Annotated in this window: 23 protein-coding genes; 9 read left to right on the plus strand and 14 right to left on the minus strand. The window is 61.2% G+C overall.

All coding sequences use genetic code 11. From position 1 onward, the window contains the following. Positions 1–99: 99 nt before the first annotated feature. The 8 genes from pdxJ to lptF form a co-directional block, all read right to left on the minus strand. Positions 100–843, minus strand: coding sequence for a pyridoxine 5'-phosphate synthase (gene pdxJ / locus FIV35_RS06840; protein WP_034096056.1), 744 nt, complete (start codon positions 841–843; stop codon positions 100–102). A gap of 52 nt (positions 844–895) precedes the next feature. Next, complete coding sequence (gene recO / locus FIV35_RS06845; protein WP_034137121.1) at positions 896–1585, minus strand: DNA repair protein RecO; 690 nt, start codon at positions 1583–1585, stop codon at positions 896–898. 142 nt (positions 1586–1727) lie between these two features. Further along, positions 1728–2630 carry a GTPase Era gene (gene era / locus FIV35_RS06850; RefSeq protein ID WP_016978271.1) on the minus strand — a complete coding sequence of 301 codons (903 nt, stop codon included), beginning with the start codon at positions 2628–2630 and terminating at the stop codon, positions 1728–1730. Then, positions 2623–3312: a ribonuclease III gene (gene rnc / locus FIV35_RS06855; protein WP_033902449.1), complete on the minus strand. Its 690-nt coding sequence runs from the start codon at positions 3310–3312 to the stop codon at positions 2623–2625. The genes era and rnc overlap by 8 nt, the downstream gene beginning before the upstream one ends. A gap of 146 nt (positions 3313–3458) precedes the next feature. Then, positions 3459–4313, minus strand: a complete 855-nt coding sequence (gene lepB, locus FIV35_RS06860; RefSeq protein WP_034137120.1) for a signal peptidase I — start codon at positions 4311–4313, stop codon at positions 3459–3461. Between the two features lie 5 nt (positions 4314–4318). Continuing rightward, positions 4319–6118, minus strand: coding sequence for a translation elongation factor 4 (lepA, locus tag FIV35_RS06865; protein WP_034137119.1), 1800 nt, complete (start codon positions 6116–6118; stop codon positions 4319–4321). Between the two features lie 151 nt (positions 6119–6269). Beyond that, the gene (lptG, locus tag FIV35_RS06870; RefSeq protein WP_034137118.1) at positions 6270–7349 is read right to left on the minus strand and encodes an LPS export ABC transporter permease LptG; all 1080 of its coding nucleotides are present in this window, start codon (positions 7347–7349) and stop codon (positions 6270–6272) included. Continuing rightward, positions 7342–8460: an LPS export ABC transporter permease LptF gene (gene lptF, locus FIV35_RS06875; RefSeq protein WP_034111890.1), complete on the minus strand. Its 1119-nt coding sequence runs from the start codon at positions 8458–8460 to the stop codon at positions 7342–7344. Before lptF ends, lptG begins: the two co-directional genes overlap by 8 nt. A gap of 285 nt (positions 8461–8745) precedes the next feature. Between lptF and FIV35_RS06880 the strand changes: the two genes are divergently transcribed. The 5 genes from FIV35_RS06880 to rlmF all read left to right on the plus strand — a co-directional run bounded on the left by FIV35_RS06880 (position 8746) and on the right by rlmF (position 15265). After that, on the plus strand, positions 8746–10236 hold the full coding sequence (locus FIV35_RS06880) for a leucyl aminopeptidase (protein ID WP_034137117.1): 1491 nt from the start codon (positions 8746–8748) through the stop codon (positions 10234–10236). 60 nt (positions 10237–10296) lie between these two features. Beyond that, positions 10297–10725 (plus strand): DNA polymerase III subunit chi, encoded by a 429-nt coding sequence (locus FIV35_RS06885; protein WP_034137116.1) that lies wholly within the window; start codon positions 10297–10299, stop codon positions 10723–10725. A 7-nt stretch (positions 10726–10732) separates the two neighbouring features. Further along, on the plus strand, positions 10733–11122 hold the full coding sequence (locus FIV35_RS06890; RefSeq protein WP_034137115.1) for a hypothetical protein: 390 nt from the start codon (positions 10733–10735) through the stop codon (positions 11120–11122). Positions 11123–11245: 123 nt separating this feature from the next. Next, the gene (locus FIV35_RS06895) at positions 11246–14092 is read left to right on the plus strand and encodes a valine--tRNA ligase (protein WP_034096047.1); all 2847 of its coding nucleotides are present in this window, start codon (positions 11246–11248) and stop codon (positions 14090–14092) included. 156 nt (positions 14093–14248) lie between these two features. Next, the gene (rlmF, locus tag FIV35_RS06900) at positions 14249–15265 is read left to right on the plus strand and encodes a 23S rRNA (adenine(1618)-N(6))-methyltransferase RlmF (RefSeq protein WP_034137114.1); all 1017 of its coding nucleotides are present in this window, start codon (positions 14249–14251) and stop codon (positions 15263–15265) included. 68 nt (positions 15266–15333) lie between these two features. Here rlmF and FIV35_RS06905 read toward each other — a convergent pair whose 3' ends face one another. Continuing rightward, entirely contained in the window at positions 15334–15615 is a 282-nt protein-coding gene (locus FIV35_RS06905; RefSeq protein ID WP_003188840.1) for an HU family DNA-binding protein, read from the minus strand. Between the two features lie 396 nt (positions 15616–16011). Between FIV35_RS06905 and yejK the strand changes: the two genes are divergently transcribed. Then, positions 16012–17016 carry a nucleoid-associated protein YejK gene (gene yejK / locus FIV35_RS06910; RefSeq protein WP_010212893.1) on the plus strand — a complete coding sequence of 335 codons (1005 nt, stop codon included), beginning with the start codon at positions 16012–16014 and terminating at the stop codon, positions 17014–17016. Beyond that, positions 17016–17366, plus strand: a complete 351-nt coding sequence (locus tag FIV35_RS06915; RefSeq protein ID WP_034137113.1) for a glutaredoxin family protein — start codon at positions 17016–17018, stop codon at positions 17364–17366. Before yejK ends, FIV35_RS06915 begins: the two co-directional genes overlap by 1 nt. Here the strand turns inward: FIV35_RS06915 and FIV35_RS06920 are convergent, their stop codons facing one another. The 5 genes from FIV35_RS06920 to FIV35_RS06940 are packed head-to-tail and all read right to left on the minus strand — an operon-like array spanning position 17367 to position 21130. After that, complete coding sequence (locus tag FIV35_RS06920) at positions 17367–18344, minus strand: FecR family protein (RefSeq protein WP_034137112.1); 978 nt, start codon at positions 18342–18344, stop codon at positions 17367–17369. Further along, positions 18341–18916, minus strand: coding sequence for an RNA polymerase sigma factor (locus tag FIV35_RS06925; protein WP_376782726.1), 576 nt, complete (start codon positions 18914–18916; stop codon positions 18341–18343). Before FIV35_RS06925 ends, FIV35_RS06920 begins: the two co-directional genes overlap by 4 nt. Before the next feature lie 13 nt (positions 18917–18929). Beyond that, the gene (locus FIV35_RS06930) at positions 18930–19256 is read right to left on the minus strand and encodes a DUF3325 domain-containing protein (RefSeq protein ID WP_034137110.1); all 327 of its coding nucleotides are present in this window, start codon (positions 19254–19256) and stop codon (positions 18930–18932) included. Next, on the minus strand, positions 19257–20831 hold the full coding sequence (locus FIV35_RS06935; protein WP_034137109.1) for a PepSY-associated TM helix domain-containing protein: 1575 nt from the start codon (positions 20829–20831) through the stop codon (positions 19257–19259). It lies immediately after the preceding gene. Beyond that, a complete protein-coding gene (locus tag FIV35_RS06940) occupies positions 20828–21130 on the minus strand; it encodes a DUF3649 domain-containing protein (protein WP_034137108.1) in 303 nt (100 codons plus the stop codon). The genes FIV35_RS06935 and FIV35_RS06940 overlap by 4 nt, the downstream gene beginning before the upstream one ends. A 169-nt stretch (positions 21131–21299) precedes the next feature. Between FIV35_RS06940 and FIV35_RS06945 the strand changes: the two genes are divergently transcribed. Then, positions 21300–21788, plus strand: coding sequence for a sigma-70 family RNA polymerase sigma factor (locus FIV35_RS06945; RefSeq protein WP_034137466.1), 489 nt, complete (start codon positions 21300–21302; stop codon positions 21786–21788). Then, on the plus strand, positions 21785–22726 hold the full coding sequence (locus FIV35_RS06950) for a FecR domain-containing protein (RefSeq protein WP_034137107.1): 942 nt from the start codon (positions 21785–21787) through the stop codon (positions 22724–22726). The genes FIV35_RS06945 and FIV35_RS06950 overlap by 4 nt, the downstream gene beginning before the upstream one ends. Positions 22727–22777 lie beyond the last annotated feature (51 nt).

The raw sequence follows: 22777 nt of genomic DNA on the forward strand, positions 1-22777 counted from the left end.
ATAGCCTGCAAAGGGCGGATACGATACACCCACACGGGCTAAACAGTAAGGGTTCTCATGTGGGAGGTGACGCCCTCCCACATTGCAGCTTGGCTGTTTTTAGTGCTTGGCGGCGGCCAGGATCAGGGCCTTCATTTCGGCAACCGCGCCTTTGAAGCCGACGAACAGCGCGTGGGCCACCAGGGCATGGCCGATGTTCAGTTCGTTAATGCCCTTGATCGCGGCGACGGCCTCGACGTTGTGGTAGTGCAAACCGTGGCCGGCATTGACGATCAAGCCTTCATTGAGACCGCAGTTCACGCCTTCGATAATGCGTTGCAGCTCGTCTGCGACCTCCGTCGGAGTGGTGGCATCGGCGTAGCGGCCAGTATGCAGTTCGATGGCGGGCGCGCCGACGCGGCGCGAGGCCTCGATCTGGCGCGGGTCGGCGTCGATAAACAACGACACTTCGCTGCCGATCTTCGACAAACGCTGCACCGCGGCCTTGATCCGCGCTTCCTGGCCAGCCACATCCAGGCCGCCCTCGGTGGTGAGTTCCTGGCGGGTTTCCGGCACCAGGCAGATATGTGCCGGGCGGATGCGCTCGGCGAACGCCATCATTTCTTCGGTGACGCCCATTTCGAAATTCATGCGGGTTTGCAGCACGTCCTTGAGCAGCAGCACGTCGCGTTCCTGGATGTGCCGACGGTCTTCGCGCAAGTGCACGGTGATGCCGTCGGCGCCCGCTTCTTCGGCGTCCAGCGCGGCCTTGACCGGATCGGGGTAGCGAGTGCCCCGGGCCTGGCGCAGGGTAGCGACGTGGTCGATGTTGACGCCAAGAAGAATGCGATTGCTGGTGGTCACGGAAGCGCTCCTGAAAAGGGGAAAGAAACGCTGCACAGCATACACGGGGATGTCAGGGCTTTCGAAACAACTCGCGACTGACCAGCGGCCGCCCGCCCAGGTGCACGGCCAGGGCCTGGCGCATCAGGCGCTTGGCGGCGGACAAGGCGCCGGGCGCGGTCCAGTCGGCTTCGCTCATGGCCAGCAGCTCGGTGCCCTGAAATAGACCGGGTTGCAGCAAGTAGACGCGCTCCAGCCCCGCGTCCACTTGCAGGCGATACATACCATCGGCGGCGATGGGTTCGCCGTGCAGGTCGTTGTTCAGCTCAAAGCCGTAACCCAGGTCGTCCAGCAGACGCCATTCGAAGGCGCGCAGCAACGGCTCCAATGGACGACCTTCGGCCAGGGCCAGCAACGTGGCGGCGTAGTGATCGAAGACCGCCGGGTGCGGATCTTCGGCTGGCAGCAGGCGAATCAGCAGTTCATTGAGGTACAGGCCGCTGAACAGCGCATCGCCATTGAGCCAGGCGCAGGTGCCGACGCTTTCCAGGCGGCCGACGTTCTTCAGCTCGCCCTTGCCGCGAAACTCCACATCCAGCGCCACAAAGGGCCGCGCCAATGTCCCGGCCTTGCCCCGCGCACTGCGCAACACCGCGCGCAGGCGACCTTGCGGGGTGAGGAAATCCACCAGGGCGCTGGTCTCGCGATAGGCACGGCTGTGCAGGACATAGGCGAGTTGGCTGGGAGGTGGGGACTGGGACATGGGTTCTCTATCGTGAAAACAACATAAACCTAATGTGGGAAGGGGCTTGGCCCCGATGGCGGTGGCTCAGTCACGTATTTATTAACTGGTCCACCGCTATCGGGGCCAAGCCCCCTCCCACATTTTTTGCCCTGCGGTGTACTTACAGGTCGCCGTAGCCGAGGGAGCGCAACGCACGCTCGTCATCGGACCAACCGCCTTTCACCTTCACCCACAGGTTGAGCATGATCTTGGAATCGAACAGCAATTCCATATCCTTGCGCGCCTCGGTGCCGATGCGCTTGATGCGCTCGCCCTTGTCGCCAATGATGATTTTCTTCTGGCCGTCGCGCTCGACCAGGATCAACGCATGGATATGCAAGGTCTTGCCCTGCTGCTTGAACTCTTCGATTTCGACGGTGATCTGGTACGGCAGCTCGGCGCCCATCTGGCGCATGATTTTCTCACGCACCAGTTCGGCGGCGAGGAAACGGCTGCTGCGGTCGGTGATCTGGTCTTCCGGGAAGAAGTGTTCGTTCTCCGGCAGGTGCTCGGCGATCACGCGCTCCAGGGCATCGAGGTTGTGGCCGTGCTGGGCGGAAATCGGGATGATCTGGGCGTTCGGCAGTTGTTCCTGCAGCCAGCTCAGGTGCGGCATCAGCTCGGCTTTGTCTTCGATGCGGTCGGTCTTGTTCAGCGCGACGATCAACGGGCCGGTGACGTACTGCACGCGCTCCAGAACCATCTGGTCTTCGTCGGTCCACTTGGTGCGGTCGACCACGAAGATCACCACGTCGACGTCTTTCAACGCGGCCGAAGCGGTCTTGTTCATATAGCGGTTAAGGGCTTTTTCGCCGCCTTTGTGCATGCCCGGGGTGTCGACGTAGACCGCTTGCACATTGCCTTCGGTCTTGATGCCCAGCATGTTGTGGCGGGTGGTCTGCGGCTTGCGCGAGGTAATCGCCAGCTTCTGCCCCAGGATGTGGTTGAGCAGCGTGGACTTGCCCACGTTGGGGCGGCCGACGATGGCAACATAGCCACAGCGTGTTGCGGTTGAATCAGTCATGGCCATTCTCCACGCCCAGGGCAATCAGTGCTGCAGCGGCCGCTACCTGTTCGGCAATACGACGGCTCACACCCTGACCTCGGCTTTTTTCGTTCAGTAAGGTGATTTCACATTCCACGAAGAACACGCGGCAATGGGGCTCACCCTGGATATCCACCACTTCGTAGCGGGGCAGTTCGCAGCCGCGCGATTGCAGGAATTCCTGCAGGCGGGTCTTGGGATCTTTGTTGGTATCGACCAGGGTCAGGCTTTCGATCTCGGAGGTCAGCCATGCGGTGACCCGCTCCTTGGCCGCTTCCATGCCCGCATCCAGGTAGATAGCGCCGATCAGCGCTTCGAGGGCATCGGCCAGGATCGATTCACGGCGGAACCCGCCGCTTTTCAATTCGCCGGAACCCAGGCGCAGGTACTCGCCCAGGCCGAAACCGCGAGCCAGTACGGCCAGGGTTTCGCCCTTGACCAGGCGAGCGCGCAGGCGCGATAGCTGGCCTTCACGGGCTTGGGGGAAGCGCTCGAAAAGGGCTTCACCGGCAACGAAATTGAGGATGGCATCACCGAGAAATTCCAGGCGCTCGTTATTGCGCCCTGCGAAGCTGCGGTGTGTGAGGGCAAGGACCATCAATTCCTGGTCCTTGAAGGTGTAGCCGAGCTGGCGCTCGAGACGACTGAGAGAAACGGTCACGGTTTATCCATAGTGAGTTGGTGGCACCGGCGGCCATCGACGATTGACGCAGTGTTCAAATTCAAATCCTGATGGGTGTTGCATGGGGCGCGAATTGTCCACGCCCCAGAAAAGCATTCGGCGCTGTGTTCACAGCGCCGCTTGTATTACTTGATCAGCCCGACCCGCGAGAAGTTCGGCAGGTGGCTGAGCTTGGGTTCCGGCCAACTCATCCAGACCGCGAAGGCCTTGCCGACGATATTCTGGTCGGGAACCATGCCCAGCAGCTCTTTGGGAATACTGGGGTCATCCCAGTAGCGGCTGTCATTGGAGTTGTCGCGGTTGTCGCCCATCATGAAATAGTGCCCGGCAGGCACTTTCCACTGGCCGTCAGGCTGGGCGCGATAGCGGCTCATCTCCTTACGGATCTCGTGCTCCACGGCACCGAGCTTCTCCTGATACAGCTCGGCGCTGCCCAGGCTGTTCGGTTCGGAACCGAGCAGTTTTTCGGCCACCGACTCACCGTTGATGAACAGGCGCTTGTCGCTGGTGTAACGGATCACATCGCCCGGCAGGCCAACCACACGCTTGATGTAGTTGACGTTCGGATCACTTGGGTAGCGAAACACCATCACGTCGCCGCGCTGGGGGTCGCCAACTTCGATGACCTTCTTATCGATCACCGGCAGGCGGATCCCATAGGAAAACTTGTTCACCAGGATGAAGTCGCCCACATCCAGAGTAGGTTTCATCGACCCCGACGGGATCTGAAACGGCTCCACCAGGAACGAACGCAGCACCAGCACGATGAACAACACCGGGAAGAACGACTTGCCGTATTCAACCAGCAAAGGCTCTTTGTTCAGCTTCTCGATCACCACGCCATCGGGCTGGCTGACGCTGCCTTGATAGGACGCGATAGCCGCCCGCCGACGCGGGGCGAAGAACACCAGATCGAGCAACGCCAAGAGACCGCAGACGGCAACGGCGATGACCAGCAACAGCGGGAAATTTAGCGACATAGGACCTAACTATCCAACCTGAGCACCGCAAGGAAGGCTTCTTGTGGAACTTCCACGTTGCCCACTTGCTTCATGCGTTTTTTACCGGCCTTTTGCTTCTCAAGCAGCTTGCGCTTACGGCTTACGTCACCGCCGTAGCATTTGGCCAGCACGTTCTTTCTGAGTGCCTTGACGGAGGTTCGCGCAATGATCTGCCCGCCGATGGCGGCCTGGATCGCGACGTCGAACATCTGACGCGGAATCAGTTCTTTCATCTTCTCGGTCAACTGGCGACCTTTGTAATGCGCATTGTCCTTGTGCACGATCAGTGCCAAGGCATCGACCTTGTCGCCGTTGATCAGCACATCCAGTTTCACCAGATTAGCCGATTGGTAACGATCGAAATGGTAGTCCAGCGAAGCATAGCCGCGACTGGTGGACTTGAGACGGTCGAAGAAGTCCAAGACCACTTCGTTCATCGGCATGTCGTAAGTCACTTGAACCTGAGTGCCGAGGAACAGCATGTCGCGCTGAACGCCACGCTTTTCGATACACAGGGTAATGACGTTGCCCAAATGCTCCTGCGGAACCAGGATATTGGCCCGCACGATAGGCTCGCGCATGTCTTCGATCGACGACAGATCCGGAAGCTTGGAGGGGTTGTCGACGTAAATCGTTTCACCGGTTTTGAGCAGCAGCTCGAAAATAACGGTAGGCGCGGTGGTGATCAGGTCCAGGTCGTATTCGCGCTCCAGGCGCTCCTGGATGATTTCCATGTGCAGCATGCCCAGGAACCCGCAGCGGAAGCCGAAGCCCAGGGCGTCGGAGCTTTCCGGGGTGTACTGCAACGACGAGTCGTTGAGGGTCAGCTTTTGCAGGGCTTCGCGGAAATCTTCGAAATCGTCAGAGCTGACCGGGAACAGACCGGCGTAGACCTGCGGCTGGATACGCTTGAAGCCTGGCAGCACATCCACATCCGGGGTGGAGCTGAGCGTCAGGGTGTCACCCACCGGCGCGCCGTGGATGTCCTTGATACCGGCGATGATGAAGCCTACTTCACCGGCTTTAAGATCAACGGTCGCGGTGTGCTTGGGGTTGAAGACACCGACGCTGTCCACCAAGTGGATCTTGCCGGTGGACTTGACCAGAATCTTGTCGCCCTTCTTCACGCGGCCGTGGCGCACGCGGACCAGGGACACAACGCCCAGGTAGTTGTCGAACCAGGAGTCGATGATCAACGCTTGCAGCGGATCTTCGATGTTGCCGGTGGGGGCTGGAATGGTGTGGACCAGGCGTTCAAGCACTTCGTCGACACCCAGGCCGGTCTTGGCGCTGCAGGTGACCGCGTCGGTGGCGTCGATGCCGATGATCTTCTCGATCTCTTCCTTGACGCGCTCGGGCTCGGCCTGCGGCAGGTCGATCTTGTTCAGCACGGGCATGACTTCCAGGCCCTGTTCGATCGCGGTGTAGCAGTTGGCGACCGATTGCGCTTCCACGCCCTGGCCGGCGTCGACCACCAGCAAGGCACCCTCACAGGCCGCCAGGGACCGGCTGACTTCGTAGGTGAAGTCAACGTGGCCGGGGGTGTCAATGAAGTTCAGTTGGTAAGTGATGCCGTCTTTGGCCTTGTAGTACAGCGTGACGCTGTGGGCCTTGATGGTGATCCCGCGTTCGCGCTCGAGGTCCATGGAGTCCAGGACCTGGGCTTCCATCTCACGCTCGGCGAGGCCGCCGCACATCTGGATGAATCGATCGGCCAGCGTCGACTTGCCATGGTCAATGTGGGCGATGATGGAGAAATTGCGGATATGACTCAAATCACTCACGGATCAACACTCAAAAAGGCTGCAGGCAGATTGCCCGCTGAAAAATAGCCGGGAATTGTACCTGATGCTCAGGCCAGGCGTCATCTTTGCTGACCAGAACAAAAATGCCCCGATCTCTCGACCGGGGCATTTTTTGTTCATAAGCGCGCGATCAACCGGCGCGGCGCAGCAGCCAGAACCCGGCCAAAGCGCAGATGGCGGTCGGCACCAGCACCGCAAATAGCGGCGAGAAGCCAAACACCAGGCTCGACGGGCCGAGCAGATCCTGGGCAATCCGGAAGGTGAACCCCACCAGCACGCCGGTAAACACCCGCTGGCCCAGGGTCACGGAGCGCAGCGGCCCGAAGATGAATGAGATCGCCATCAACACCAGCGCGGCGGTCACCACCGGCTGCAACACTTTGACCCAGAATGCCAGCCAATAACGGCCATTGTTCAGGCCCTGGTCCTTGAGATAGTGGATATAGCTCCACAGACCGGAGATCGGCAGGCTTTCCGGGATCATCACCACGGTGTTGAGCAGTTCCGGCTTGAGGGCGATGTCCCACGCTTCGCTCGGTACGTTGATCACTTCGGTGCTGGCCTTGGTGCCCTGGCCGGGGTTGCGGAAATAAGTGGTGGTGACATCGCTCAGTTGCCATTTTTCCGCGTCGTACTGCGCACGTTTGGCGAAACTGGACGACAATATATGACGTTCTTTATCGAAGGTGTAGCGCGTCACCCCGATCAACAAGCCGCCAGGCTGCACGGCGTTGATGTGGATGAACTCGTCACCCTGACGGTGCCACAGGCCATGCTTGGCGCTCTGCGCGTCACCCGAACCCTGGGCCAGGGCGCGATTGGCCTGGGCCGTGGACTCAGCCGGCGGCGCGATGTACTCGCCGATCAGCACGCTGCAGAGCATCAGCAGCAACATGGGCTTCATGACCGCCCATACGATCCGGCCGATGGAGACCCCGGCGGCACGCATGATGGTCAGCTCACTGTTGCTGGCCAGGCTGCCCAGGCCGATCAGGCAACCGATCAGCGCGGCCATCGGCATCATGTCGTACAGGCGGCGCGGAGCGGTCAGCGCCACGTAGCTCAGCACGTCGGTGACGGTGTAGGTGTCGCTGACGTTGCCCACTTCATCGATGAAGGCAAACAACGAGGCCAGGCCCAGGATGATGCCCAGCACCGCCAGGATGGCAATGAGTACGCTGCTACCAATGTAGCGATCGAGCTTAGCCACGAGCCAACTCCTTCTGGCCACGACGGCTCTTCATCTTCAAGCGTATAGGTTCCCAATAAAGCAGCCCCAGGCCGATCACCAGGAAAATCCCGTGTACCCACCACAGGCCCAGGACCGGCGACAGCTTGCCTTTTTCCAGGGAACCGCGGGCGGAAATCAGGATGGTGAGGTAAGCCATGTACAGCAGAATCGCCGGCAACAACTTGAGGAAACGGCCTTGGCGCGGGTTGACGCGCGACAGCGGCACCGCCATCAAGGTCACGATAAACACCAGCAGCGGCAAGGAAATACGCCATTGCAGCTCAGCGATGGAACGCAGTTCCTGGCTGCCGATCAATTGCGCGGTGGGGATGGCATCGCGGTCGGTGACTTCATCACTGACTTCCGGACGGGCCAGCATCACGCCGTACGTGTCGTACTTGATGGCCCGGTAATCGGCCTGGCCCGGGCTGCCGTCATAGCGGTAGCCGTTTTCCAGGATCAGGTAGCGGCTGCCATCGGGGCGTACTTCCTGACGGCCCGAATCGGCCACCAGCACCGAAATGCCACGGTCCTTCTTGTCCTGGCCCAGGCGCTTCTCGGAGATGAATACGCCGCCCAGGTTGGCGCGGTCTTCGGTCATGGTCTCGGTGTAGGTCACCCGAGTGCCGTCGCTGAGGGCCTGGAAGCGGCCGGGTTCGAGGGTATCGAACTCGGTCATCGCGTCCTGCTTGTTCAGCACCAACTGAAATTGCATGGCGCCCTGGGGAGCCAGGCTCAGGCTCAGCCAGGCGACGATCAGGGCGATGCCGGCGGCTGGGATCATGGTCATGCCCAGCAGGCGCTGCTGGCTCATGCCGGTAGCCGACAGCACGGTCATTTCGCTTTCAAGGTACAGACGACCGTAGGCCAGCAGAATGCCCAGGAACAGGCCCAACGGCAGGATCAGTTGCAGGAACCCTGGCAGACGAAAGCCCATGATCAGGAACAGCGAACCTGGGTCGAGCGCGCCGGAAGCGGCCTGAGCCAGGTATTTGACGAAACGACCACTCATGATGATGACCAGCAGCACCGCACTCACGGCACTAAGGGTCAACAGGACTTCGCGGGACAGATAACGGAAGACAATCAAACCAGACACTCCAGGGTTGTCAGGCTAAGGCGGCCAAACAAGCAAGCATACCGAGTCAGCCCCGTTTACACAGGGCCGGCTAAAAAGATGGCGCATTATCCTGTGATTGACCGCGCCTGTCACTGCGCAACCTCATGCACACGCACAAAGCGTGCGCCAAGGGTTGTCAGGCTCTGCCGGCGAGGTTCAAACTGCGGCCTTTGTCGCGGGTGGTTGACACGACTGCCACGCTTTAAAGCCTGGGTACAAACGCCAGGCTCATAGACCTTTATAAGGGACCCGAACATGGAATTGGTTGTAAAAAGCGTTAGCCCCGAAACGTTGAAGACCGCCACCCTCGTGGTCGCCATCGGCGAAGGCCGCAAGCTCGGCGTCGCCGCCAAGCAGCTCGATGAACTGAGCGGCGGCGCCATCAGCGCGGTGCTCAAGCGCGGCGACCTGGCCGGCAAAGTGGGTCAGAGCCTGCTGCTGCAAAGCCTGCCCAACCTCAAGGCCGACCGCGTATTGCTGGTGGGCGTGGGCAAGGACGACGAGTTGGGCGACCGCCCGTTCCGCAAGATCATCAGCGGCATCCTCAGCACCCTCAAGGGCCTGGGCGGCAGCGATGCAACGCTGGCGCTGGATGAAATCGTCGTCAAGGGCCGTGACAGCTACGGCAAGACCCGTCTGCTGGCAGAAACCCTGGTGGACGGTGGCTACGTGTTCGACCAGTTCAAGAGCCAGAAAGCCGAACCCCGCGCCCTGAAAAAAATCACCCTGCTGACCATCAAGGCCGCTCAGGCTGAAGTGACCCGCGCCGTGACCCACGCCCAAGCCATCGCCAACGGCATGTCGTTCACCCGCGACCTGGGCAACCTGCCGCCGAACATCTGCCACCCGACCTACCTGGGCGAGCAAGCCAAGGCGTTGGGCAAGGAATTCAAAGGCCTGAAGGTTGAAGTACTGGACGAGAAGAAGATCAAGGACCTGGGCATGGGCTCGTTCTATGCCGTGGGCCAGGGCAGCGACCAGCCGCCTCGCCTGATCGTGATGCAATACAACGGCGGCAAGAAGTCCGAGAAGCCTTACGCCCTGGTGGGTAAAGGCATAACCTTCGACACCGGCGGCATCAGCCTCAAGCCTGGCGCCGGCATGGACGAGATGAAGTACGACATGGGCGGTGCCGCCAGCGTGTTCGGCACTCTGCGTGCCGTGCTGGAACTCAAGCTGCCGATCAACCTGGTGTGCATCCTGGCCTGTGCCGAGAACATGCCGAGCGGCGGTGCTTCGCGCCCAGGCGATATCGTGACGACCATGAGCGGCCAGACCGTGGAAATCCTCAACACCGACGCCGAAGGCCGTCTGGTGCTGTGCGACGCCCTGACCTACGCCGAGCGCTTCAAGCCACAGGCCGTGATCGACATCGCCACCCTGACCGGCGCCTGCATCGTTGCCCTGGGTTCCCACACTTCGGGCCTGCTGGGCAACAACGACGAGCTGATCGAGCAACTGCTCAGCGCCGGCAAGGCTGCCGACGACCGCGCCTGGCAACTGCCGCTGTTCGACGAGTACCAGGAACAACTGGACAGCCCATTCGCCGACATCGCCAACATCGGCGGGCCGAAGGCCGGCACCATCACTGCGGCGTGCTTCCTGTCGCGCTTCGCCAAGAACTTCAACTGGGCTCACTTGGACATCGCCGGCACCGCCTGGACCAGTGGCGGCAAAGACAAGGGCGCCACCGGCCGTCCGGTTCCGTTGCTGACGCAGTACCTGCTGGATCGCGCCAAAGCCTAAACAGTGCCCGTCCCGCCCTTGCGTCTATAAAGGGTGGGACGGGACGTTGCAGGAACCCACATGCCCCAAGTCGACTTCTATATATTGCCCAGCGCCGATCCCCTCGCGCGCCTGGACTTCGCCTGCAAACTCACGGAAAAAGCCTGGCGCATGGGCCATCGCATTTACCTGCATTGCAGCGATGCCGCCCAACGCGAGGAGCTCGATGCCCGTCTGTGGCGTTTCAAGGGTGAAAGCTTTGTACCCCATGGCCCCGCAGAAACAGAACCCGAAGGGCTGGTGGTACTGGGTTTGGGCGACAGCTGCGGCGCGCATCACGACCTGCTGGTCAACCTGGACCTGAAAGTACCACCCTTTGCCCAGGCATTCGCCCGCGTGGCGGAGGTGGTGGTGGAAGATCCGGCTATTCGTCAGGCTGCGCGGGAGAGTTTCCGTTTCTACCGCGAACAGGGCTATCCTTTGCAAGATCACCGGCTACAACGACTTTGAGCACACGATGGACACTTTCAACCCGTTAAAAAAAGATGACCACCTGCTGGACGACCTTGAGTCGATCCGTCAGTTGCTGGGTGATGAAGGTTTGCAACCGCCACTGCTGACCGAGGCGGTCACAGGCGAGGTACAGATTCCGCTGTTGTTCGACATGGTCGGCGGCAAACCTGCCGTGCCTGAACCCGTCGCGCCAGCCACCGTTGCGCAACCCGCTACCGCCGCTGAAAAAACCCCCGACGCCTTGCTGCTGCACCTGGACAACGAACTGCGTGCCGCCGCACAACTGATCATGCAAGACGTGATCGACGATTTTGCCCCGCATATCGAAACCGAGATCAAACGTCGGTTGGATGCGCGGATGGAGCGGCTGATCGCCGCTGCTATAAACAACTAACCACAAGCCGCAAGTTAAAGCACTGCACTCCACTTGCAGCTTGTGGCTTATAGCTTGCAACTGCTTCACACCGCTATACTTGCCGGCTTTCCTGAATTAATGCCAACTAGGGTCCCGCCGCGCATGGATAAGACCTACCAGCCCCACGCTATCGAAACTTCCTGGTACCAGACCTGGGAGTCCGAAAATTATTTCGCCCCACAAGGTGCGGGCGAGTCCTACACCATCATGATTCCGCCACCGAACGTCACTGGCAGCCTGCACATGGGCCATGGCTTCAACAATGCGATCATGGATGCGTTGATCCGTTTCCGCCGCATGCAGGGCCGCAACACCCTGTGGCAACCGGGTACCGACCACGCCGGTATCGCCACCCAGATGCTGGTGGAACGCCAACTCGAAGCCACCGGCCAGAGTCGCCATGACCTGGGCCGTGAGAAATTCCTGGAAAAAATCTGGGAATGGAAGGATCAGTCCGGCGGCAATATCAGCCGTCAGATCCGTCGCCTGGGCTCGTCCGTCGACTGGAGCCGCGAGCGCTTCACCATGGACGATGGCCTGTCCGAAGCGGTCAAAGAGGCTTTCGTGCGCCTGCACGAAGACGGCCTGATCTACCGCGGCAAACGCCTGGTCAACTGGGACACCAAGCTGCACACGGCGATTTCCGACCTCGAAGTGGAAAACCACGACGAGAAAGGCTTCCTGTGGAACCTCAAGTACCCACTGGCCGACGGCGCCAAGACCGCCGAAGGCAACGACTACCTGATTGTCGCCACCACCCGCCCGGAAACCATGCTCGGCGATGCCGCCGTCGCGGTTAACCCGAACGACGCGCGCTACCAGGCGCTGATCGGCAAGTTCGTCGAGCTGCCATTGGTCGGCCGCCGCATCCCGATCATCGCGGACGATTACTGCGACCCTGAATTCGGCACCGGCTGCGTGAAAATCACCCCGGCCCACGATTTCAACGACTACGAAGTGGGCAAGCGCCACAACCTGCCGTTGCTCAACATCTTCGACAAGAACGCCACTGTCTTGCCGGCCTGCCAGGTGTTCAACCTGGACGGCACCCTCAACGACAGCGTCGACGGCAAGATCCCGGCTGAATTCGCTGGCCTCGACCGCTTCGAAGCACGCAAGCAGATCGTGGCCGCCTTCGACGCCGCCGGCCTGCTGGTCAGCGTCGACGATCACGCATTGAAAGTGCCGAAGGGCGACCGCTCCGGCACCGTGATCGAGCCGTGGCTGACCGATCAGTGGTACGTGTCCACCAAACCGCTGGCCGAGCCCGCTATCGCTGCCGTGGAAGACGGCCGTATCCAGTTCGTGCCTAAGCAGTACGAAAACATGTACTTCTCGTGGATGCGTGACATCCAGGACTGGTGCATCAGCCGCCAACTGTGGTGGGGCCACCGCATTCCGGCCTGGTACGACGAGTCGGGCAAGGTCTACGTAGGTCGCGACGAAGCCGAAGTGCGCGCCAAGCACAACCTCGGTGCCGACGTGGCACTGCAACAGGACAACGACGTACTGGACACCTGGTTCAGTTCGGGCCTGTGGACCTTCTCCACCCTGGGTTGGCCGCAGCAGACCGAGTTCCTGAAGAAATTCCACTCCACCGACGTGCTGGTCACCGGTTTTGACATCATTTTCTTCTGGGTCGCCCGGATGATCATGCTGACCATGCACTTGGTGAAGAACGAAGACGGCACGCCGCAAGTGCCGTTCAAGACCGTGTACGTACACGGCCTGGTGCGCGATGGCCAGGGCCAGAAGATGTCCAAGTCCAAAGGCAACGTCCTGGACCCGCTGGACATCATTGATGGCATCGACCTGGAAACCCTGGTGCAGAAACGCACCTCGGGCCTGATGCAGCCGAAACTGGCGAAGAAGATCGAGAAACAAACCCGCGATGAATTCGCCGATGGCATTGCCAGCTACGGCACCGACGCCCTGCGCTTTACCTTCTGCTCGCTGGCGTCCACCGGTCGCGACATCAAGTTCGACATGGGCCGCGTCGAAGGCTATCGCAACTTCTGCAACAAGATCTGGAACGCCGCGCGCTACGTGCTGGACAAGGGCGAAGACTGCGGCCAGAACGGCGAAGCCTACGAGCTGAGCCTGGCGGACCGCTGGATCATCTCGCAGTTGCAGCGCACCGAAGCCGAGGTGACTCGCCAGCTCGATCAGTTCCGTTTCGACCTGGCGGCCCAGGCGCTGTACGAGTTCATCTGGAACCAGTATTGCGACTGGTACCTGGAGCTGTCCAAGCCGGTCCTGTGGGACGAAAACGCGCCGGTCGAACGTCAGCGCGGCACCCGCCGTACCCTGGTGCGCGTGCTGGAAGTGGCGCTGCGCCTGGCCCACCCGTTCATGCCGTTCATCACCGAAGAAATCTGGCAGCGCCTGGCGCCACTGGCGGGTATCGAAGGCAAGACCATCATGTTGCAACCTTGGCCGGTGGCCAATGAAGCCCGCATCGATGAAGCGGCCGAAAGCGATATCGAATGGCTCAAGACCCTGATGCTCGGCACGCGCAACATCCGCGCCGAGATGAACATCGGTCCGGGCAAACCACTGGCGGTGTTCGTCAAGAACGCCAGCGTTGAGGATCAGCGTCGCCTGAGCGAGAACGATGCACTGCTCAAGAAGCTGGCCAAGCTGGAGTCGATCACCGTATTGGCTGCCGATGCCGAAGCACCGCTGTCCGCCACCGCACTGGTCGGCGACATGGAAGTGCTGGTGCCAATGGCTGGGTTGATCGACAAGGGCGCGGAACTGGCCCGTCTCGACAAAGAAATCGCACGCCTGCAAGGCGAAGTGCAGCGAGTGGGCGGCAAGCTGTCCAACGCGGCATTCGTTGACAAGGCCCCGGCCGAAGTGATCGAGAAAGAACGCGCCAAGCTGGCCGAGGCTGAACAGGCCCTGGGCAAACTGGCGGAGCAGCATGCGCGGATTTCCAGCCTCTAAGGCTTGGTTCGCGTCGAGAAAGAGACCTTCGGGTCTCTTTTTTTGCCTGCAATTTCCCAATCCCTTGCTGGCAGCACCGCCCCTCCCACATTTGACCAAGCTTTCCTCGGGAATGTGTGACAATGGCCGCCACTTTGAGCCAACACCAGAATCATCATGACCGCCCCCACTACGCCCAAACCTCCGCGCAAGAAGCCTAAATCCGCCGCCCCAGCCAAGCCCGTGGTGCCGCGCAAAGAGGCGACTCTGCACCCGCGCAACCGCCACACGGGCCGTTACGACTTCCCGGCGTTGATCAAGACCACGCCCGAACTGGCGCAATTCGTGATCACCAACCCCTATGGCAAAGAAAGCATCGACTTTGCCAGCCCGGATGCGGTGCGGGTGTTCAATCGCGCGTTGCTCAAGGCTTTCTACGGTATCCAGCATTGGGATATCCCAGCGGATTACCTCTGCCCGCCGGTGCCAGGGCGTGCCGATTACGTGCATTTCCTCGCCGACCTGCTGGCCAGCGTCAACGAGGGCAAGATCCCACGCGGCTCGATCGTCAAGGTGCTGGATATTGGCATGGGCGCCAACTGCGTCTACCCGCTGATTGGCTATATGGAGTACCGCTGGAACTTCCTCGGCTCGGAGGTCGACCCGATTGCCGTGGCCGCCGCCAAGGCCATCGTGCAGTCCAACGACCTGAGCAAGGTCATCCAGCTGCGCCAGCAGACCAACCCCAAGCAGATCCTGCTGGGCCTGCTGGAGCCGGGCGAGCGCTTTGACCTGACCATGTGCAATCCGCCGTTCCACGCGTCCATGGACGAAGCCACCAAGGGCAGCGAACGCAAGTGGCGCGCTCTGGGCAAGGCCGATCCCAAGCGTAAATTGCCGGTGCTGAACTTCGGCGGCCAGTCGGCCGAGCTGTGGTGTGAGGGCGGCGAGGCGCGGTTCGTGACGCAGCTGATCGCCGAGAGCGCGCACTTTGCCCACAAGGTGTTGTGGTTCAGCACCCTGGTGTCGAAAGCGTCGAACCTGCCCGCCATCGAGACCGCGCTGAAAAAAGCCGGCGCGCTGGAGAGCCAGGTGGTGGAGATGTCCCAAGGCCAGAAACAAAGCCGCTTCGTCGCTTGGACCTTCCAGACCAAGAACGAGCAGCAGATCTGGCGCCAGCGCTGGGTGCGGTAAAGCACAAATCGCAGGCAACAAAAAACCGTGCCCGGATCGCTCCGAAGCACGGTTTTTTTTGCTGCGTCTTACTTGTTAACAGCGTCGGTCAGGCCTTTGGCCACAACCAGCTTGATAACTTTCTTGGCAGCGATTTCGATGGCAGCGCCAGTCGAAGGGTTACGGCCAGTACGGGCAGGACGCTCGGTCACTTTCAGTTTGCCAACGCCTGGCAGAGTGATTTCGCCGCCGTTTTCCAGCTGATCGGCAACAACCTGGCTCAGTTGGTCCAGCAGAGCGCGCACGGTGGTTTTCGGTGCGTCTACTGCTTCAGCCAGGTCAGCGATCAGTTGGTCTTTAGTAATAGCCATTGTGGTGTTCCTTCCCTATCAAATTCATATGGATTGCAGAGTGCAGTGTCAGCCGTCGAGCCCGACCGTCTAGGTCTGGCACCCCAGGCTATAACCGCGGAGATCGGGGTTATAGATGCTTGAAACGGGGATTGGTTCGACCTGACAAATGCTGAATGCACGCTTATCGCCGAGACTTGGCGTAAGACCGGGCAAAACTAGCACAGAGACGGGGAAATATCCGCTTCTACCTACCCATTTGGTCAGCTTTATCGCTCTAAACCGTGAAAAAAAGGCATATGCCCCGTCGGACGGTGTGCAAAACCCCCTTCGAGGCGTGTCTTGGCCAATGGGTGCGGTACACTGGGCAACTTTTCGGGGAGGCCAACCGCTCCCCTTCAACCAGCCGAGAAGCCTATGCCGATCCGTCATTGCATCGTCCACCTGATCGACAAAAAACCCGACGGCACACCTGCGGTTCTCCATGCCCGCGACTCCGAGCTTGCCGAGTCCGCCGCCATCGAAAACATGCTCGCCGACCTCAACGAGAGCTATAACGCCAAACAAGGCAAGGCCTGGGGTTTCTTCCATGCCGAGTCCGGCGCGCACCCGTTCAGCGGCTGGTTGAAGGAGTATTTCGACGGTGGCCAGGACTTCACCACGTTCAGCCGCACGGCGGTCGAGCACCTGCAGAAGCTGATGGAAGAATCCAACCTCTCCACCGGCGGCCATGTGCTGTTTGCCCACTACCAGCAAGGTATGACCGATTACCTGGCCATCGCCCTGTTGCACCACAGCGAAGGCGTGGCGGTGACCGACGAGCTGGACGTGACGCCCTCGCGCCATCTGGACCTGGGCCAGTTGCACCTGGCGGCGCGCATCAACGTGTCCGAGTGGCAGAACAACAAGCAGTCCAAGCAGTACATCTCGTTTATCAAAGGCAAGAACGGCAAGAAGGTCTCGGAGTACTTCCGCGACTTTATCGGCTGCCAGGAAGGCGTCGACGGCCCCGGCGAGACACGTACCCTGCTCAAGGCCTTCAGCGACTTTGTCGAGAGCGAAGATCTGCCGGACGAATCCGCCCGCGAAAAAACCAAGACCCTGGTGGATTACGCCAGCAGCCAGGCCAAACTCGGCGAGCCCATGGGCCTGGAAGAACTGTCGGGCCTGATCGATGAAGATCGGCCCAAGGCGTTCTACGACCACATCCGTAACAAGGACTACGGCCTGTCGCCGGAGATCCCGGCCGATAAACGTACCCTCAACCAGTTCCGCCGCTTCACCGGGCGCGCCGAGGGCTTGTCCATCAGTTTTGAAGCGCACCTGCTGGGCGACAAGATCGAGTATGACGAAGCCGCCGGCACCTTGATCATCAAGGGCCTGCCGACCCAGCTGACTGACCAGCTCAAGCGCCGCAACTAATGCTCGGCGGGGTGTTCAAGAAAGTCCTGCTGGTGTTGCTGGTGGTGGTGGTCTTTCAGAACTGGGGCAAGATCGAGCGAGTGTTCAACCCGTCCCAGGTGGTGTCCGAGCAGGTTCGCGCCAATGCGCGCGTGGTGCTCTACACCACCGAATGGTGCGGCTACTGCAAGCAGATTCGCCGCTTCCTGGACCAGAAAGGCATTCCCTATCAGCAGTTCGATATCGAAAAAGACGCCCAGGCGCGCAAGGCGTACGAGGCGCTGGGCGGCGGCGGGATTCCGTTTGTGGACGTCAATGGCACGCTGATTCGCGACTACCGGCCCGAACAGATCATGGCGGCGTTGAAATAATCAGCGCACCACGATCACCCGTCCCAACAGGTTGTGTTGCTCGAAGCCCAGCACCGCCTGCAACGCATTCAGCACTGCCTGTGGGTCTTTGCTCGGGAAACTGCCGCTGACGCGCTTGGCGCCCATCGCTTCGTTTAGCAACAGGATGCGGCCTGGGTAGTAACGTCCAAGGTCCTCGACCACGTCGGCCAACGGCGCTTTGTAGTAATTGAGCCAACCATCGCGCCAAGCCAGGCGCGATGCGCTGTCGACGGCATGCAGGGGCTGGGCGATGCCATCGGCATAAGCGATCTGCTGGCCGGCGGTCAGTACCTGTTGCCGGCCTTGTTTCGACGCTGTCACCCCAACACGCCCAGTCAACACCGTCACCTGCGCGCCCGCCGGTTGCAGGCGCACTTCAAATTGCGTGCCGAGCACCCGTGCTTCACCGCTGCCCGCCTCCACCACAAATGGCTCACCGGTGTGGCTCACGCTGAAAAAGCCGGCGCCACGCCGCAACTGGATATGCCGCTCGCCGTGGGTGAAATCCACCGCGATGGCGCTGTCGGCATCCAGGGTCACTTGAGTGTTATCCGCCAGGGTCACGGTCTTGACCTCCCCCGGCGCGCTCACATAGTCGGCCCCGAAGTCATCGACCCAGCGCGACGGCTGCCAGCCGGCGCCCATCGAAATCATCAGCAGCAGGCACGCGGCGATGGCCAGTGCGCCCGACCAACGCGCCACCCGCGAACGCTTCGAGCGGTTCATCGCATCGAGGTAGCCCTGCAGCGCTTGGGCCTCTTCATTCGCAAGCTGGCGTGCGGGCACTTCGCTCAACTCCCACAGCACTTGGGCCTGGGCATAGGCTTCGACGTGGGCCGGGTCGGCGCGCAACCAGCGGCTGAACGTGGCCTGATCGCCGCTGCTGGGCTGGTCGTGCAGCAGGCTCAGCCAGGCCAGGGCGGCTTTTTCCTGGTCGGACGTGGGGGTGAGGTTCACGGTGCTTTCCCTGGCGTGCGTGGGGTCGATGGCTCGCGAAGGCTGGCCTTGCAGGCTTCGAGGGCACGCATCATATGTTTTTCCACGGCACTTTGGGACAACCCCATGGCCTTGGCGATATCAGCGTATTTGCGCCCGTGGATACGGTTGAGCAGAAAGATGTGCCGGGTGCGCTCGGGCAGGCTGCGCAGGGCCGCTTCGACATGCCGCAGATCATTGCCCGCTTCCAGCGCCGCCTGGGGTTCGCAGCCCTGGTGGTCATGCTGTTCCGGCAGCCAGCCTTCATTGCTGCGCACCCGCGCGCCTTCGCTGCGCAGGTGATCGATGGCGATATTGCCCGCGCAACGCAACAGGTAGGTGCTGAGTTCTTCGACCTGCACCAGGGGCCGACGCCAGAAGCGCAGGAACAGGTCCTGCACCAGGTCCGCCGCAGTGGCGCGGCAGCCTACGCGGCGATTCACCAGGGCTTCCATCTGTGAACGCTGAGATAGGAACACCTGCAAAAAATGCGCGCGTCCACCCTGCGCATCGGCCTGGGGCGGGTCCTGGGAATCCGGTGGGGTGCCGATCATCATGCAAAGACGCTCAGAGGGTGGCGAAGGCCGCAACTGGACTGGCCAGCAGGCCGACGCCCGCCAGGATCAAGGCCAGCCTTGGCCGATACGGCAATAACAGCACCAGCAGCAAAGCGCTGAGCATCAACACCGCGCACCATTCCACCAAGCCCTGAGCCCAGCCGGCGACTGCGACCGCCGGCGCTATCGACAGCGTCAGCAACAACCAGCCCGCCACACGTAAGCCCAGGCGCCGAGCGGGCGACGGTTTACTGCGCAGCAGTTCGCCATGGTGACGGTCGGTGGCCAGGCACAACGCGGTAAACCCGGCGTAGCACATCAACAACGCGATCAACATTCAGTGGGCCTCGCGCTTGAGGGTCAAGGTTCGTGGGCGCTCTGGCTTGGCCGCCGGCGCGCTGCGACGCTGCATCTTGCGGGCGGCCCAAGCGAGGAACAGGCCGCTGGCCAGACACGTCAGGTCGAAACCGGCCATGGCCCAATCGCCGCTGGCCAGTGACACCCCCAGGTGATGGGAAGTGGTCAGTGCATTGAGCACCGGGATTGCCATAAACAGCAGTGCGGCGACGCTCAGTTGCTCGACCCAGCCCTGGCGGCCTCGGCGCAGGATCGCGTGCAGCAGGCTCAAGCCCCAAGCGATGAAGAACGCCTGCACTTCCCAACTGGAACGCTCGGCGAAGCTCACCGGCAGTAGCCGGTTGGCCCAGAAAAACGCTGCAATGGCGATCAACAGCCCGGACATGCTGGCGATGTTCAGCACTTCCACCAGACGCAGTTCAAACGGCATCCCATCGGTTTTGGCATGTTTGAGTTGCCGCTTACCCAGCCAGATCACCAGCCCGGTGCCAATCATGGCCGTGCCCGCCAGGCCACAAATAAAGTACAACCAGCGCAACACCGGCCCGGCGAAATGGCCCATGTGCAGACCGTAGAAACTGCCGCCGACCACCGCCGGCAACGATGGCTCGCCGCTGACCCGCAGCAGCTCGCCGGTGGTGCCGTTGAACGACACGGTGCTGCCAAAGTCATGCACCACGCTGTCGGAACCGGCGCGGAACACATTCACTGACGCATTTACATCGCTGGGATTATTCACCGCCACACGTCCGACATGGCCGCCCGCCCACTGCGCTCGCGCCTGTTCGTACATCGACGCCAACGGCAGCAAGCGGCCAGGCTGGCCGAGGGCCGGGGCGTTATCGGTGGCCGGGAATACTTCGCTGAAGAATGCCCGTGTGTCGTTGCCGTAGGAGGCCAGGATCGGCGCCGGCATCACCATGCTCATGAAAATCACCAGGCTGCTGTAGGTGATCATCAAATGGAACGGCAATACCAGCACACCCACGGCGTTATGCCCGTCGAGCCAGGAACGCTGGCCTTTGCGCGGGCGGAAGGTGAAGAAGTCCTTGAAGATTTTTTTGTGGGTGATGATGCCGGTGATCAGCGCCACCAACATCACCATCGCGGCCAGGGTGGACAACCAGCGCCCCCACGGATGGGGCATTTGCAGTTGGAAGTGGAAACGATAGAAGAACTCGCCGCCCATGCTTTCCCGAGCCTGCACGGCGAGGCCGGTCAGCGGGTCGAGGGTTTTCTGTATGAAATTGCCGCGTTTGCCGGGGTCGACTTTGTCTTGCCACATCACCGACAGGCCGGGGTCGCGGGCATCCGGCAGGTTGATAAACCAGCGCGCGGCGGTCGGGGCGTTTTCCTGCAAGTACTGTTGCGCCACGTTCAGGCTGCGCACGTCGTCCAGCGGATGCGCCTGCACTTCGGGCTGCATCCAGTGGCTGATCTCTTCCTTGAAATAGGCCAGGGTGCCCGTCAGAAAAATCGCGAACAGCAGCCAGCCGAAGATCAACCCGGCCCAGGTGTGCAACCAGGCCATGGCCTGACGGAAGCCCTCTTTCATGTGCGCGCCATCCAAAAACCCAGGCCCGCCAGGGTGGCAAACACCGCACTGGGCAGCATCACGCCGAGCCAGGCGCGCATGGCGCTACGGCAGGCGAAGCACCAGAGCACGGCCAGCAGATAGAACACAAAGGAACTCATCATCCCGGTGATCACCGCGTCGGCACGAGAAGTCGGCAACCACAGCGCCAGGCAGATGCTGGCCAGGGAGGCCATCAGGTAGCCGCCAATGACCGCCGCCAACACACGTGACGTGACGGCAAAGCGGTAAGCCAGAGGCAGTGAGGGTTTGCTTTTCATGGGTGGGCGCCAGGTTCGTCAGCGCGCAATATTAATGATAAATATTCTCATAAGCAAAACAGAACAGATGAATCACCTCCCCGTTCCGATTGCCGAACCTCGTTGCCGGCCCTACAATGCGAACAATTCTTGTTCTCTAACGCCTACCGATGCTTGCGGAGTGTTCGCGTTGTCGCCGTCCAACACCGTCGAAGTTTTGTACAACGACCATCACCACTGGCTCACCGGCTGGTTGCGACGCAAGCTCGGCTGCCCGGAAAGTGCCGCCGACCTGGCCCAGGACACCTTTATCCGCGTGCTCACCGCCCGCGAAACCCCGACACTGATCGAACCGCGCGCCTTCCTCACTACCGTAGCCAAGCGCGTGCTGTACAACTTCTATCGCCGCCAGGACCTCGAACGCGCCTACCTCGAAACTCTCGCGCAGATGCCCGAGCAGGTAGCGCCCTCGGAAGAAGAACGCGCAATCATCCTGCAAACCCTGATGGAGCTGGACCAATTGCTCGACGGCCTGCCCGTTCAGGTCAAACGCGCCTTTCTGCTGGCCCAGCTCGACGGCCTCACTTACGCGCAGATCGGCGCCGAGTTGGGCATCTCCATCGCCACCGTCAAACGCCACCTGCATAAAGCGGCGCTGCGCTGCTACTTCGCCCTATGAACGTTTCCCACCAGGTGGCCGAACAAGCTGTGCACTGGCTGCTGGAAATGCAGCAAGGCGCGCTCACCCCGCGTCAGCAGGCCGCCTGGCAGCAGTGGCTGAACGCCCACAGCGAACACCAGCGCGCCTGGGAGCATATCCAACGCGTCAATCAACGCCTGCGCGGCATGCCTTCGCCTTTGGCCCACGCAGCACTGAATGCGCCAACCTCCAACAGTCGGCGCCAGGCGTTGAAGTTGTTGTTGATCCTGGGTGCCGGCTCGGCCGCGGCCTGGAGCCTGCGCCAGCAGCACATCCTGCCGCCTTTGACCGCCGATTACCGCAGCCCCGTCGGCCAGCGACGCAAGGTGCAGTTGGCGGACGGCAGCCAATTGCAGCTCAACACCGGCAGCGCGGTGGATGTGCATTTCGATGGCGAACAACGCCTGGTGCGCCTGCTCGAAGGCGAGATCCTGCTCAACGCCAACGCCGGCAGTAGCCCGCTGCAAGTGCTGACCGGCCAGGGCCTGCTCAGCAGCCAAGCCGCGCGCGTCAATGTGCGCCAGTTCAACGACCACACTCAAATGGCGGTGCTCAATGGCCGCGTCGAGGTGATGCCCAACACCTACAGCGGCCTGCCGCTGACGGTGGAGGCGATGCGCCAGGTCAATTTCACCCGCAAGGGCTGGGACACGCCGCGCGCCACCGACGCCAACAGCGGCGCCTGGGCCGAAGGCATGCTGATGGCCGCCCATATGCGCCTGGAGGACTTCCTCGAAGAACTGGGCCGCTATCGCCGCGGCCAGCTCAATTGCGATCCGCAGGTGGCCAATCTGCTGATTTCCGGCAGCTATCCATTGGATGACAGCGAACGCATCCTCGACCTGCTGGAAATAAGCCTGCCGGTGAAAGTCCGGCGTTTCACCCGCTACTGGGTCACGGTGCAGGCCCGCGCTTAAATTATTTCCAAACACCGTGAGCCGTTTTCCGTACCTCGCGTGACAGAGAAG

Origin of the sequence: Pseudomonas rhodesiae, assembly GCF_007858255.1 — a bacterium.
In the GTDB taxonomy this organism is placed as follows: Bacteria; Pseudomonadota; Gammaproteobacteria; order Pseudomonadales; family Pseudomonadaceae; genus Aquipseudomonas; species Aquipseudomonas rhodesiae.

Coding starts and splice junctions, on each gene's coding strand:
- recO (WP_034137121.1), bottom strand. CDS start 1,585: ATGTCCCAGTCCCCACCTCCCAGCCAACTCGCCTATGTCCTGCACAGC.
- era (WP_016978271.1), bottom strand. CDS start 2,630: ATGACTGATTCAACCGCAACACGCTGTGGCTATGTTGCCATCGTCGGC.
- lepB (WP_034137120.1), bottom strand. CDS start 4,313: ATGTCGCTAAATTTCCCGCTGTTGCTGGTCATCGCCGTTGCCGTCTGC.
- FIV35_RS06880 (WP_034137117.1), top strand. CDS start 8,746: ATGGAATTGGTTGTAAAAAGCGTTAGCCCCGAAACGTTGAAGACCGCC.
- FIV35_RS06885 (WP_034137116.1), top strand. CDS start 10,297: ATGCCCCAAGTCGACTTCTATATATTGCCCAGCGCCGATCCCCTCGCG.
- FIV35_RS06890 (WP_034137115.1), top strand. CDS start 10,733: ATGGACACTTTCAACCCGTTAAAAAAAGATGACCACCTGCTGGACGAC.
- FIV35_RS06895 (WP_034096047.1), top strand. CDS start 11,246: ATGGATAAGACCTACCAGCCCCACGCTATCGAAACTTCCTGGTACCAG.
- rlmF (WP_034137114.1), top strand. CDS start 14,249: ATGACCGCCCCCACTACGCCCAAACCTCCGCGCAAGAAGCCTAAATCC.
- FIV35_RS06905 (WP_003188840.1), bottom strand. CDS start 15,615: ATGGCTATTACTAAAGACCAACTGATCGCTGACCTGGCTGAAGCAGTA.
- yejK (WP_010212893.1), top strand. CDS start 16,012: ATGCCGATCCGTCATTGCATCGTCCACCTGATCGACAAAAAACCCGAC.
- FIV35_RS06915 (WP_034137113.1), top strand. CDS start 17,016: ATGCTCGGCGGGGTGTTCAAGAAAGTCCTGCTGGTGTTGCTGGTGGTG.
- FIV35_RS06925 (WP_376782726.1), bottom strand. CDS start 18,916: ATGATCGGCACCCCACCGGATTCCCAGGACCCGCCCCAGGCCGATGCG.
- FIV35_RS06930 (WP_034137110.1), bottom strand. CDS start 19,256: ATGTTGATCGCGTTGTTGATGTGCTACGCCGGGTTTACCGCGTTGTGC.
- FIV35_RS06935 (WP_034137109.1), bottom strand. CDS start 20,831: ATGAAAGAGGGCTTCCGTCAGGCCATGGCCTGGTTGCACACCTGGGCC.
- FIV35_RS06940 (WP_034137108.1), bottom strand. CDS start 21,130: ATGAAAAGCAAACCCTCACTGCCTCTGGCTTACCGCTTTGCCGTCACG.
- FIV35_RS06950 (WP_034137107.1), top strand. CDS start 21,785: ATGAACGTTTCCCACCAGGTGGCCGAACAAGCTGTGCACTGGCTGCTG.